General features: G+C 70.8%; 9 protein-coding genes and 3 pseudogenes. 7 read left to right on the plus strand and 5 right to left on the minus strand.

Annotation, left to right across the window (positions count from 1 at the left end):
• Nucleotides 1-116: 116 nt before the first annotated feature.
• From PXH83_RS26935 to PXH83_RS32605, 6 genes and pseudogenes are all read left to right on the plus strand, one after another.
• On the plus strand, nt 117-926 hold the full coding sequence (locus PXH83_RS26935; protein WP_274563794.1) for an inositol monophosphatase family protein: 810 nt from the start codon (nt 117-119) through the stop codon (nt 924-926).
• Between the two features lie 74 nt (nt 927-1,000).
• Nucleotides 1,001-2,416 carry a phytoene desaturase family protein gene (locus tag PXH83_RS26940; protein ID WP_274563797.1) on the plus strand — a complete coding sequence of 472 codons (1,416 nt, stop codon included), beginning with the start codon at nt 1,001-1,003 and terminating at the stop codon, nt 2,414-2,416.
• Nucleotides 2,417-2,460: 44 nt separating this feature from the next.
• Nucleotides 2,461-2,982 carry an O-acetyl-ADP-ribose deacetylase gene (locus tag PXH83_RS26945; protein ID WP_274563799.1) on the plus strand — a complete coding sequence of 174 codons (522 nt, stop codon included), beginning with the start codon at nt 2,461-2,463 and terminating at the stop codon, nt 2,980-2,982.
• A gap of 50 nt (nt 2,983-3,032) precedes the next feature.
• Nucleotides 3,033-4,496 carry a DNA-3-methyladenine glycosylase 2 family protein gene (locus PXH83_RS26950; RefSeq protein WP_274563801.1) on the plus strand — a complete coding sequence of 488 codons (1,464 nt, stop codon included), beginning with the start codon at nt 3,033-3,035 and terminating at the stop codon, nt 4,494-4,496.
• Nucleotides 4,497-4,535: 39 nt separating this feature from the next.
• Nucleotides 4,536-4,622: pseudogene (locus PXH83_RS26955) on the plus strand (methylated-DNA--[protein]-cysteine S-methyltransferase); the annotation flags it as partial.
• A 336-nt stretch (nt 4,623-4,958) separates the two neighbouring features.
• Nucleotides 4,959-5,033: pseudogene (locus PXH83_RS32605) on the plus strand (methylated-DNA--[protein]-cysteine S-methyltransferase); the annotation flags it as partial.
• Nucleotides 5,034-5,112: 79 nt separating this feature from the next.
• Here PXH83_RS32605 and PXH83_RS26965 read toward each other — a convergent pair.
• Together PXH83_RS26965 and PXH83_RS26970 are read right to left on the minus strand one after the other, a co-directional pair.
• Nucleotides 5,113-6,294 carry a hypothetical protein gene (locus PXH83_RS26965; protein ID WP_274563802.1) on the minus strand — a complete coding sequence of 394 codons (1,182 nt, stop codon included), beginning with the start codon at nt 6,292-6,294 and terminating at the stop codon, nt 5,113-5,115.
• A gap of 203 nt (nt 6,295-6,497) precedes the next feature.
• Entirely contained in the window at nt 6,498-7,577 is a 1,080-nt protein-coding gene (locus tag PXH83_RS26970) for an ADP-ribosylglycohydrolase family protein (protein ID WP_274563803.1), read from the minus strand.
• A gap of 149 nt (nt 7,578-7,726) precedes the next feature.
• On the opposite strand from PXH83_RS26970, the gene PXH83_RS26975 reads away from it, so the two are divergent.
• The gene (locus PXH83_RS26975; RefSeq protein ID WP_274563805.1) at nt 7,727-8,860 is read left to right on the plus strand and encodes a glycerate kinase; all 1,134 of its coding nucleotides are present in this window, start codon (nt 7,727-7,729) and stop codon (nt 8,858-8,860) included.
• Nucleotides 8,861-9,959: 1,099 nt separating this feature from the next.
• Here the strand turns inward: PXH83_RS26975 and PXH83_RS32610 are convergent.
• From PXH83_RS32610 to PXH83_RS26985, 3 genes and pseudogenes are all read right to left on the minus strand, one after another.
• Complete coding sequence (locus PXH83_RS32610; RefSeq protein WP_420803286.1) at nt 9,960-10,058, minus strand: HNH endonuclease; 99 nt, start codon at nt 10,056-10,058, stop codon at nt 9,960-9,962.
• A pseudogene (locus tag PXH83_RS26980) lies at nt 10,056-10,363 on the minus strand (recombinase family protein); the annotation flags it as partial. The pseudogene PXH83_RS26980 and the gene PXH83_RS32610, both read right to left, overlap by 3 nt.
• 213 nt (nt 10,364-10,576) lie before the next feature.
• Complete coding sequence (locus PXH83_RS26985; RefSeq protein ID WP_274563806.1) at nt 10,577-11,776, minus strand: PucR family transcriptional regulator; 1,200 nt, start codon at nt 11,774-11,776, stop codon at nt 10,577-10,579.
• Nucleotides 11,777-11,808 lie beyond the last annotated feature (32 nt).

The following is an 11,808-nucleotide window of genomic DNA, read 5'->3' on the forward strand; positions in this document are numbered from 1 at the left end:
AGTGCCGAAGTGCGGTGCGGGGAAAGGCCGACGGCCAACCCCGGGGGAATGCGGGGTTACGTATCGGGGCGGCAGGAGCACCACTGGTTGTCAGCGGTCCGTGCTTTGCTGGACGCATGATCGATGACAAGTTGTCCGACGTCGAAGAGGCAGTGCGCAAGGCGGCCGCCGCCGAGATCGTGCCGCGGTACCGGCAGCTCGCCGCGCACGAGATCGTCGAGAAGAGCGGCCCGCACGACCTGGTGACCGTGGCCGACCGGCTGGCCGAGGAGCACTTGACCGCCTCCCTCACACGGCTGCTGCCGGGGTCCGTGGTGGTCGGGGAGGAAGCCGTTCACGCGGATCCGTCGGTGTACGACGCCCTGCGCGGCGACGCCCCGGTGTGGATCGTCGACCCGGTCGACGGGACGCGGCAGTTCGTGCGGGGAGAGCCGGGGTTCTGCACGCTGGTCGCGCTGGCGCAACGGGGCGAGGTGCTGGCCTCCTGGACCTATGCGCCGGCCCTCGACTGGATGGCCGTGGCCGTCCGGGGCGGCGGGGCCCGTCTGAACGGTGAGGTGCTGCGCCTGGGCCCCGGCGGGGAGACGCTGCGGGTCGCCACGTCGCACCCCGACTACACGACGCCGGACCAGAAGCGCGCGCTGCTCGGGCTGAACGTCGAGGGTGTCGACGCGCGGCCGTGCGGGTCGGCCGGGCTTGAGTATCTGGCCGTGGCGAAGGGGGAGTTGGACGCGGTCGCCTTCTCCTGGGAACTGGCCTGGGACCATGCGGCCGGGCTGCTGCTGGTCGAGGAGGCGGGCGGCACGGACCGTACGCTGGCGGGGGAGCGGTTCCGTATCACCGGAGGCAACGCCCTTCCGTTCACTGCCGGGCGCAACGAGGCCACCGTGGAGCGGGTCGTGAGACTCCTCGGCGGCGACGCGTAGGGCCGGGCGCCGCCCGGCAGCTGCGCCGGAATATCCTGGTGATCCAGGCCATCGGCTGACGAAGGAGTCCGAAGGTGCCGTCGATGCTCGATGCTGTCGTCGTGGGGGCGGGGCCCAACGGACTGACCGCCGCTGTCGAACTTGCCCGCCGGGGCTTCTCGGTGGAGGTGTTCGAGGCGTCCGGCACAGTGGGGGGCGGAGCCAGAACCGAAGAGCTCACGCTGCCCGGCTTCCGGCACGACCCCTGTTCCGCCGTCCACCCCCTGGGCGCGGGCTCGCCCGCCTTCAAAGCCATGCCGCTGGGGCGGTACGGGCTGGAGTGGCTGCATCCCGAGCTGCCCATGGCGCACCCCTTCGACGACGGCAGCGCCGCTGTGCTGTCCCGGTCGGTCGCCGAGACGGCCGCTTCGTTCGGGTCGCGGGACGCCGGGACGTACCGGCGGCTCGTCGCGCCGTACCGGGGGAAGTGGGAGACGCTGGCCCGGGACTTCATGTCGCTGCCGCTGAGCGCGCTGCCGCGCGATCCGCTGACGCTGGCCCGCTTCGGGATCGACGGGCTGCCACCGTCCACCTGGCTGATGCGCCGCTTCCGCGACGACAGGGCCCGCGCCCTCTTCGCCGGGCTCGTCGGGCATGTCATCGCTCCGTTGGACGGCATCGCCACCGGCGCCGTCGGCCTCGTCTTCGCGCTCGCCGCGCACGCGGGCGGCTGGCCGCTCCCACGCGGCGGCTCGCAGTCGATCTCGGACGCCCTCGCGGCGTACCTGCGTGACCTGGGCGGGGTGGTGCACACCGGGTACGAGGTGAAGCGGCTGGACGACCTGCCGCCCGCGCGTGCCTACGTTTTCGACACGTCGCCCACCGCGCTGGCCCGGATCGCCGGTCTGGGACGGGCGTACGAGAACTACCGGTACGGCGCGAGCGTATTCAAGATCGACTACGCGCTGGACGGGCCCGTTCCGTGGACGGCCGAGGAGCCGAGGCGGGCCGGTACGGTCCAGGTCGGGCCGAGCAGCCGCGAGATCGGCACCGCCCTGCGGCAGGCGGCCGGCGGCACGGCTCCCGAAACGCCGTTCCTGATCACCGCCCAGCCCAGTCTCGTCGACCCGTCCCGGGCACCGGACGGCAAACACGTCTTCTGGGCGTACGGCCATGTCCCGCACGCCTGGGACGGCGACCTCACCGACGCCATGGAGCGCCAGATCGAACGCTTCGCCCCCGGCTTCCGCGACCGGATCCTGGCCCGCGCCACGGCAGGCCCGCCCGAGCTCGCCGCGCGCAACGCCAATTACGTGGGCGGGGACATCGCCTGCGGTGCGGCCTCCGGGCTGCAACTGCTGCTGCGGCCGAAGATCTCCCTCTTCCCGTACGCGACAGCGCATCCGGCGGTCTTCATCTGCTCGTCGGCCACCCCGCCAGGCCCCGGTGTGCACGGAATGTCGGGCCACAACGCGGCGAAGGCGGTCTGGCGGCGGCTGCGCGCGGCCTGACCGTCCGGCCGTAGCAGGAGGCGCAGGAGGGGCAGGATGGGTGCATGACGGCCATCACTCTCGTACGCGGTGACATCACCGAGCAGCACGTCGACGCCATCGTCAACGCCGCCAATTCCTCCCTGCTGGGAGGCGGCGGCGTCGACGGCGCCATTCACCGGAAGGGCGGCCCGGAGATCCTCGCCGAGTGCCGCAAGCTGCGCGCCTCCCACTACGGGAAGGGCCTGGCGACCGGCCGGGCCGTCGCCACTACGGCGGGGCGGCTCCATGCTCAATGGGTCATCCACACGGTCGGCCCTGTGTGGCAGGCCGACCGGGACCAGTCGGAGCTGCTCGCCTCCTGCTACCGCGAATCCCTGCGCGTGGCCCGGGAGTTGGGGGCCACCACCGTTGCGTTCCCCGCCATCTCCACCGGTGTCTACGGCTGGCCGATGGACGACGGGGCGCGCATCGCCGTCCGTACGGTCCGGGAGGCGGCGGACGAGCCGGTCGCCGAGGTGCGGTTCGTACTGTTCGACGAGACGGCCTACGGGGAGTTCGAGAGGGCCCTGGCAGCGGCACCTTGATGTCGGATTTTCGCCAGTCAAGGGCGTCCGGCGTGCCCGATGCTTGACACATGCACACCGACACCGAGCGCTGTGTACGCGCCGTGCAGTCCAAGGACGCCCGCTTCGACGGGTGGTTCTTCACGGCCGTACTGACCACCCGGATCTACTGCCGTCCGAGCTGCCCCGTCGTGCCGCCCAAGGTCGAGAACATGACCTTCCTGCCGAGTGCCGCCGCCTGCCAGCAGGCCGGATTCCGGGCCTGCAAGCGCTGCCGCCCCGACACGAGCCCCGGCTCGCCGGAGTGGAACGCCCGCGCCGACGTCGTCGCCCGCGCCATGCGGCTCATCGGTGACGGTGTCGTCGACCGTGAGGGCGTGCCGGGGCTCGCCGCCCGCCTGGGCTACAGCCCCCGGCAGATCGAACGCCAGCTCCTAGCCGAGCTGGGCGCGGGACCGCTCGCCCTGGCCCGCGCCCAGCGCGCCCAGACCGCCCGCCTGCTCATCGAGACGACGCCGCTGGCCATGGCGGACATCGCCTTCGCCGCCGGTTTCGCGTCCGTACGCACCTTCAACGACACGGTCCGCGAGGTCTTCGCGCTGTCGCCGAGCGAACTGCGCGCCCGCGGCAGCAAGCAGCCGGAGACCCCCGGTGTGATCTCCCTGCGGCTGCCGTTCCGCGCCCCGCTCAATCCCACGAACCTCTTCGGGCACCTCGCCGCGACCGCCGTACCCGGCGTCGAGGAATGGCGCGAAGGCGCCTACCGCCGCACGCTCGACCTGCCGTACGGGCACGGCATCGCGGCCCTCACCCCGCAGCCCGACCACATCGCCTGCCTGCTCTCCCTCACCGACCTGCGCGACCTGACCATCGCCATCAGCCGGTGCCGTCGGCTGCTCGACCTCGACGCCGATCCCGTCGCTGTCGACGATCATCTGCGCACCGACCCGGTGCTCACCCCGCTCGTCGACAAGGCTCCTGGGCGCCGGGTTCCACGTACCACCGACGCGGCGGAATTCGCGGTACGTGCCGTGCTGGGCCAGCAGGTTTCGACGGCCGCCGCCCGCACGCACGCCGCTCGCCTGGTCACCGCGCACGGCACCCCCGTCGGCGACCCCGGGGGCGGCCTCACGCACCTCTTCCCGGACGCGGCGGCCCTGGCCGCCCTCGATCCGGAGGCGCTGGCCCTGCCGCGCAGCCGGCGGACCACCCTCACCACGCTGGTCTCGTCGCTCGCCGACGGCACGCTCAAGGTCGGCATCGACAGCGACTGGGAGCGGGCCCGCGCACAGCTGCTGGCGCTGCCGGGGTTCGGGCCCTGGACGGTCGAGGTGATCGCGATGCGCGCACTCGGCGACCCCGACGCGTTCCTGCCGACCGACCTCGGGATACGGCGCGCGGCGCAGGAGTTGGGGCTGCCGTCGACACCGGCCGCGTTCACGGCACGGGCAGCGGCCTGGCGGCCCTGGCGTGCGTACGCGGTCCAGTACCTGTGGGCCACCGACGACCACCCCATCAACTGCCTCCCCGTATAGAGGCCCTATGGCCGTACAGCCGTATAGAGGAGCGCGTAAATGAGCAAGCAGCACACTGTCATCGACAGCCCGTACGGTCCGCTCACCCTCGTCGCCACGGACGGCAAGCTCTCGGGCCTCTACCTTTGATCTTGGCCAGTGCTCCCGCTGTTTACGGCGGAGGTGAAGGCCATCCTTGAATCGAAGGCGCGGAGCGCCGGAGTTCGCTAGAGTCATCGGAGACCTCAGCGACAACCAAGCTGGAGTCGCTGAGGTACAGCATGACTTGAGCGAGTCCCGTACTTGCTCCGACGGCCGGGAGGGTCGTCGCCGGACAGGCATGACCTGTCAAACCCGCCAGGGCAACCTAGGAGGGAATCTCCCGGCTTCAGCCGGGAGAGAGCTTCAAATGACCGGCCAGCGCCACCGCCCGCCGGAGGAGTCCTTCGGCGACCGCGACGCCGCGCCCGCGATCTTCGGTGCGCGGCGGGCAGCCTTACGGGATATGGCGGTGGGCTGGACCGGAAGCGGCGGTTGCTGGCGTTCGAGAGCGGTGCGACGGCCCACGAGGACCAGCTGTTCCAGGCCTCCGGTCGCCTGCGGCGCTTCCCCCCGGGATGCGCCGCAGGCACCCCTCCTAGTCGCCCAGCCGTTTGAACGGCGTCGGGGTGTCGCCCGTCCACCGGTGCTGGACCGCCCGCGCCGTCTGCTTCAGCACGCCGTCCTCCTGCACCGTCCCCGCCTCCGTGAGATAATGCCGCCCGCCACCGAGCGAGATCAGCCCGTACTGTCCGCCGGACTCCCACCCGTACGTGCCCGACGCCTCGTGGTGCAGACCCTTCGGCAGGAGGGACAGCAGCCGCCCGCGCTCGGGCTTCGGCTGGCCGGTGATCGGGCCCCTCACGGGAGGCTTCGAACCGTCCGCGATGTACAGCGAGTAGTTCGGGAACTGCGGCTTCGCGCCCTTGTAGACGGCCATCAGCCAGTTGCCCGTGTGCTCGTCGTACTCCAGATTCTGTACGCCGTACCGCGTGTTGCCGGTGCGGACGAAGACCTTGTCGTCGACCCGCGAGGGACCGCTGCGGTGCGGCGCGCTCTCCGGCAGCGGGCGCTCGTACTTGCGCCACCAGCGCACGTCGTACTGGAGCAGGACCTGGTGGTCGTTGTCCTTCCGCTTGACGTTCGAATAGATGCCGTACGCGACGGTCAGGACGTACTTCCCGCGCCCGCTGCGGCCGTTCCTGTCGAACTCGGGACCGAACGCGACTCCGTCGATCCCGCTGCAGCCGTACCGGTGGTCGGGGGTGTTCGCGGTGTCTCCGTCGAACTTCCCGTCGCCGTTCATGTCGGCCGTGTAGTCGTCGACGACTTCCTTGAGATGCACCGTCGACATGACCTTGCTTTCCCGTGCGTCCATGCCCATGCGGTCGATGCGGTCCACGTCCAGGATCGCGATGTAGAACGCCTTGGCCGACTTGTACTCCAGCGAGCCGTAGACCCGGCCGTCCTTCGAGTTGAAGTCGAGATCACCCAGATGCCCGGTGAATCCCGATACGGAACCCACCGGATTCCCGCGCAAATCCGTCTTGACGAGCAGGTTGGTGTACGAGAAGTACATGTACCCCTTGTGCCGGTCCACGGTCACGCCCTGGGCGTGCCCGGCCTTCCAGGCGCCCCCGTAGACCTCGTCCGGCAGGTGTCTGGCCCTGGACGCCTCGGCCGGCGCGGGTGCTTCCGCCGCGCCGGCCAAGTGGGTTCCCTGGGCCGCAAGGGCCCCAGCTGCAAGGACAGTCATGAATCCGCCAGCGAATGTGCGCATGGGCTCTCCAGGTTCGTCGAGGAACGAAGGAACTGCTGGAAGGGACGGACGAGGCAGATGACGCCGGGCACGCTAGGCCGTGCTGTCAACCACTCGGTGCACAACGGTGCAACACCGCGTGAAGGCACTGAGGCAACAGACCGTAGGGCGGACGGGGGTTGGCGGACAGGCTTGATTTCAGCCGTGCGGTGCTTTCTTCGAAGTCAAGCGGTACGTCGCGTATCCTGCCTGGCCAGTTGGGCCGTACGGTCGGCCAGTTCACTGATCCGTATGCCGTCGAAGCCGAACACCGCGCTGCGTACGGTGTCCTCCAGCGGATCGGTCCACTGGCGCGGAATCCCGGCCGCGCCGCACAGAACCCCGGCCACCGAGCCCGCCGTCGCGCCGTTCGAGTCGGTGTCGAGGCCGCCGCGCACGGTGAGTGTGATGGTCCGGGTGAAGTCGCCGTCGCCGTACAGCAGTCCCGCCGTGATCACGGCGGCGTTCGGGACGGTGTGGATCCAGCCGAGGCGCCCCGTCTCCTCCTCCAGTGCGGTGAGCGTGTCCGCCCAGGCGGCGCCGGTCGCATGCAGGGCGACGGTGTGCCGGACCGTACGGGCGAGTCGGCTGCTCGCCGGTACGCGCTCCAGCGCCACCTCGATCGCGGCGCGCGGGCCCGGCGCGGTGAACGCGGCGGCGACCAGGGCGGCCGCCCACATCGCGCCGTACACCCCATTGCCGGTGTGCGAGAGCACGGCGTCGCGGCGGGCGAGGGCGGCGGCCCGGTGCGGGTCCCCGGGGGCCGTCCAGCCGAAGATGTCGGCGCGGATGAGGGCGCCGATCCACTCCTGGTACGGGTTGTCGTAGGTGGCGGACAGCGGCGGCTTGATGCCGTTCGCGAGATTGCGGTACGTCGCACGCTCGGCGGTGAAGGTCTGGAGATAGGGCAGCCGCAGCAGCCACAGCTCGCCGACCTGCTCGGTGGTGAAACCGAAGCCGTGGGTCTCCAGGAGGTGCAGCCCGAGGATCGCGTAGTCGATGTCGTCGTCGCGGCAGCTGCCGCTGATCCGGCCGCGCACGCACTCCGGCCACTCGGGGCGCATCTCGAAACCGGCCGCGCCGGGCGGGGGCGCGGGCAGGTAGTCGGTGAGCGGCAGCGCGCCGGTGAGTCGCAGGTAGCGGTCGATGCGCGAGCGCGTCCAGTAGTCGCCGCGCTCGACGGGCTTGCCGAGCATGTTCCCCGCGATCCGGCCCAGCCAGCCGCCGAGGATCCGGTCGGCCGTCCGCGTGCTGTGTGGCGTCATGCGTCGGGTCTACCCATTTCCGGCAGCCAGACGTAGGGCATTTATGTGGTTTTCGCTGAAATGCGAGAGCCTGCCGCTAGGTGTGCGGCCCCTCCTGCGGATAGGGTCGGGGCGGCGCGACTGCCTGTTCGAAAGCAAGGGATAGCAAGGTGACGGACGGAGCAGTAACTGAGACCGCCCGCGTGCTCGTCGCGGCGGACAAGTTCAAGGGTTCGCTCACGGCTGTGCAGGTCGCGGAGCGGGTGACGGCCGGGCTGCGGCGGGTCGTCCCCGACGTACGGGTCGAGGCACTGCCCGTCGCCGACGGCGGCGACGGAACGGTGGCCGCGGCGGTCGCGGCCGGGTTCGAGCGCCGGGAGGTACGGGTCACCGGGCCGCTCGGCGAGCAGCTCACGGCGGCCTTCGCGCTGCGCGACGGCACCGCTGTGGTCGAGATGGCGGAGGCCTCGGGCCTCCAGCACCTCCCCGCCGGCGTCTTCGCGCCGCTCACCGCCACGACGTACGGCTCCGGCGAGCTGTTGCGCGCCGCGCTCGACGCGGGCGCCCGCACGATCGTCTTCGGTGTCGGCGGCAGCGCCAGCACGGACGGGGGCGCCGGGATGCTGGCCGCGCTCGGGGCGCGCTTCCTGGACGCGGCGGGCGAGCCCGTCGGGCCCGGTGGCGGGGGCCTGCGCGACCTCGTGAGCGCCGACCTCGGCGGTCTCGACCCGCGCCTCGCCGACGTGGACCTCGTCCTCGCCAGCGACGTCGACAACCCGCTGACCGGCCCCAAGGGCGCGGCGGCGGTGTACGGCCCGCAGAAGGGCGCCACCGAGGCCGACGTGGCCACCCTCGACGCAGCCCTTGCGCACTACGCCTCGGTCCTCGGCCCGGAGCTTGCCGATGCGCCGGGCGCGGGTGCGGCCGGCGGTATCGGCTACGGGGCACTGATCGCGCTCGGCGCGAGCTTCCGCCCCGGCATCGAGGTCATGCTCGACGTCCTGGGCTTCGGCCCCGCGCTGGAGCGGGCCACCCTGGTCATCACCGGCGAGGGCTCCCTCGACGAGCAGACCCTGCACGGCAAGGCGCCCGCGGGGGTGGCGGCGGCGGCCCGCGCCAAGAACATCGAGGTCATCGCTGTGTGCGGCCGCCTGGCGCTGCCGCCGGAGGTGCTGGGCCGGGCGGGGATCCGCCGCGCGTACGCCCTGACGGATCTGGAGCCGGACCCGGCGAGGTCGATGGCGGAGGCGGGCCCGCTGCTGGAACGAGTGGCGGAGAAGATCGCCCGGGACTTCTTGACCTGACGGCCCCGGTCCTGGCCCGGCGAGGCTGCCGTTCCCTTCGGAGAGCCGGCAGCCTGGCCGGGCCTTTTCTTTCCCCACCCCACCCCGCCCCTTCCCGATGCTCGTAAGTACGTGTTTTGAGGGAGCCGCGCCCGGTGCCTGGCCGGACGGGGCGTCTTGCTGACTACGGGTTGTGGATCACGTCGCCAGGGGTCGGTCCCGCGCCGAGCTCTCACTTCCTGTTGACAGGCGTCATTCGGTCACCCCAAGAACTTCCGCAGCTCCGGTGCGAGTTTTTTGCCTCCCTGCCGTTCAATCTCGGGAGGGGGAGGGGGGCACTGCCTGGGGGGGTGTCAGAACCGGCGGGGCTTCACGCGCTCGGCAGTCCGTCCGCCCGGTTGATGCTTCGCGGTCTCGCGGTTGTGGCACGTCGTGCACAGCGGACGCAGATGCTCGAACGCATCCGGATTGGCAACGCTGCGAGCGACCAACTGCCTGCGGCTCAAAGGGAAGTGGTCTGCGACTGTCGCGGTTGCGCTGCACAGCAGGCACCACGGATGTGCGTACAGGTAGCGCTTACGGATGCGCTGCCACCTGGTCCCGTATCCCTTGGTCGTGGTCGTCCCACGCTGTTCCTCGGCTTCCCTCTCATGGACCGGGCAGCTTCCGCCCGTGGTCGGCTCGGGACACCCGGGGACAGAGCAAGGGGGCGGGGCTTACGGGGCATGGGGGATCACCTCCGAACGGGTGGGACTGTGCATCGGGCGTGATCCGAACGGCTCGAGATCGTTGGCAGGGTATGAACAACATGAAGCGCGTGCTTGCCGCTGCTGCCCTTGGGGGGGCCGTATCCTTCGGGGCTCTCGCCTCTCCTGCCAGCGCCGCACCCGTTGCCCCCACGCCAGATTCGACAACACTTGACATGACCGAGCTAGTGAAAACCCCAGGGGACAGGCTGCAAGACAATCGGTTTCTCCGACTGCCCACGGCTGTCCACGATAAGATCGCCGCGGAGTTCCAGGAAGCAATGGACGGAGGCTCTCGGACCAATATGGGCCCCAATGCTGGGAACCAAGAGATTACTGCGCCCTAATGCTGCGTCCTAACGTCTTTATGGTCCTTAGAGCGGCGTCCCACCGGCCCCGAAATCCTCACGCGTCTTGAGTCGATGGCACGGACGGCACAGCGGTTGAACGTTGTCGTCCGTGTCCTCGCGCATCTTGCGGTGCTCGCGCGCCCACTCAGCGAGCTTGTGCATGTCGCCCATGGACCGGATAGCACGGTCAAAGCGCCACCACACCAGCGCGTCGAACTCATCGGGACGGGCGAGCCACCCCCCCCGAGCTGCGGACGGTCAAAGGGGCCGACCTTGGACGCCGACACGTCCAGATCTACGGCTTCCCGCAGCGCATCGCCCTCACCGAAATCAATGCCGAGCGCTGCCGCCGCGATGTCGTCAGACTCACGCTGCCGCTCCGGGCTGGTGGTCTCGTCCGTACGAACCGACAGCCGGATACACCGCACGCCCCGCAGGGTCTCGACAACCCCTGTTCCCGCGTGCTTGATCTTGCTGGTTTCGTCGTCATGCAGGTTGCAGGGACGGACGAATTCCCACGTCCGGGGTCTGGGGGCTTGCCCCCAGTTCGGGAAGGGGCGGGGTGGGGAACAAGCCCCACAGGGCACGCCCACGGTGCCCCCCGCCCCCGCAGCGTCAGAACCCGCCCCCCGCCGTACCCCTCACGCCCCGCTCAACCGAAACGCGTCCAGCGCCAGCGTCATCTCGATCAGGTCCCGAGGGCGCGACAGCGAACGGGACGTCAGCTGCTCCAGTCGCCGAAGTCGGTTGAACACCGTATTCCGGTGGCAGTACAGCCGCCCAGCCGTCCGCCCCGCCGACCCCTCGCAAGACAGCCACGCATCCAGCGTCTCCAACAGCACCACCCGGTCGGCCGGGTCCAGTTCCATCACGCCGGCGAACACATCCGCCACCAGCCGCTCCGCCAGCTCCGGCTGGCTCACCACCAGTGCCGTCGGCATTCGCTCGTCGAGCCGTACGATCCCCGTCGCGTCCGGCGCACACGTCCGCAGTGCCAGGTCCGCCAGCCGGCGGGCCCCGCCCAGGCCGGCGAGCCCGTCCACCACCGGACTGATCCCGCCGGGCCCCGGACACCGTCCGGCCAGGAGCTCGGACAGGTCGGCCGGGGTCGTCTCCTCGCCCAGCGAGACCACCCCCACCTCGCAGTCCGTGCGCATCCGCCAGATGAACCGCATACCTGTGCCCTCGATGCGCCGGTGGAAGGGCTCGCGCCCGTCCCGCCGTTCCACCCGAAGCACCACCACCGCGTACCGCCCCTGCTCCGGCAGATCGAGACCGGCCGCCGCGCGGGCGGCCAGGCCCGGCGAGTCCTTGCCCTCCAGCAGCGCGTCGAGCAGCGCCTGGAGCCGTTCGTCCGTACGGTGGCGCAGCTCCGACTCCGTCGCGCGGTACGCCTCCGACGCGATCGCAGCCTGCGCGTCCACCGCAGCGAACACCGTCGTGGCCGCCCGCATGAGCACCGCAAGCGTCTCGGGACTCTCCGCCTCCGCGCCCTCCAGGAGCGCGTCCCACACGAGGTAGCCCGCGTGCCGGTAGGAGTGCACGAGCAGTTCCAGCGGGAAGCCCTGCTGCGCCCGGCGCCGGCCCGTCCACTCCGCGTACTCCAGATCCCGTCGCGGCTGCGACTTCGGCGCGGAGATCGCCTCGATGCCGATCCGCATCGCCTGTTCGGTCTCCTGCCAGTGCTGGTCCTGCGACAGGACCTGCCCGTACAGCGGCGAGTGCGCGTTCAGCTCGCGCATGTGCTGATCCACCAGATCCGGCAGTCGGCCGAGCAGCGCCGCACATGCCTCGGTCAGCACCGCCCAGTCGTGCCCCGTCCGTGCTCTGCGGGCTCCCATGGCGGAGAGCGTGTCATGAGCCGGGCTTCCTG

This window comes from Streptomyces spiramyceticus (assembly GCF_028807635.1).
Lineage (GTDB): Bacteria > Actinomycetota > Actinomycetes > Streptomycetales > Streptomycetaceae > Streptomyces > Streptomyces spiramyceticus.

Excerpts from the sequence above, each read along its gene's own strand:
- PXH83_RS26950 (WP_274563801.1), top strand. The coding sequence starts at position 3,033 with ATGCACACCGACACCGAGCGCTGTGTACGCGCCGTGCAGTCCAAGGAC.
- PXH83_RS26965 (WP_274563802.1), bottom strand. The coding sequence starts at position 6,294 with ATGCGCACATTCGCTGGCGGATTCATGACTGTCCTTGCAGCTGGGGCC.
- PXH83_RS26935 (WP_274563794.1), top strand. The coding sequence starts at position 117 with ATGATCGATGACAAGTTGTCCGACGTCGAAGAGGCAGTGCGCAAGGCG.
- PXH83_RS26985 (WP_274563806.1), bottom strand. The coding sequence starts at position 11,776 with ATGGGAGCCCGCAGAGCACGGACGGGGCACGACTGGGCGGTGCTGACC.
- PXH83_RS26945 (WP_274563799.1), top strand. The coding sequence starts at position 2,461 with ATGACGGCCATCACTCTCGTACGCGGTGACATCACCGAGCAGCACGTC.
- PXH83_RS26970 (WP_274563803.1), bottom strand. The coding sequence starts at position 7,577 with ATGACGCCACACAGCACGCGGACGGCCGACCGGATCCTCGGCGGCTGG.
- PXH83_RS32610 (WP_420803286.1), bottom strand. The coding sequence starts at position 10,058 with ATGCGCGAGGACACGGACGACAACGTTCAACCGCTGTGCCGTCCGTGC.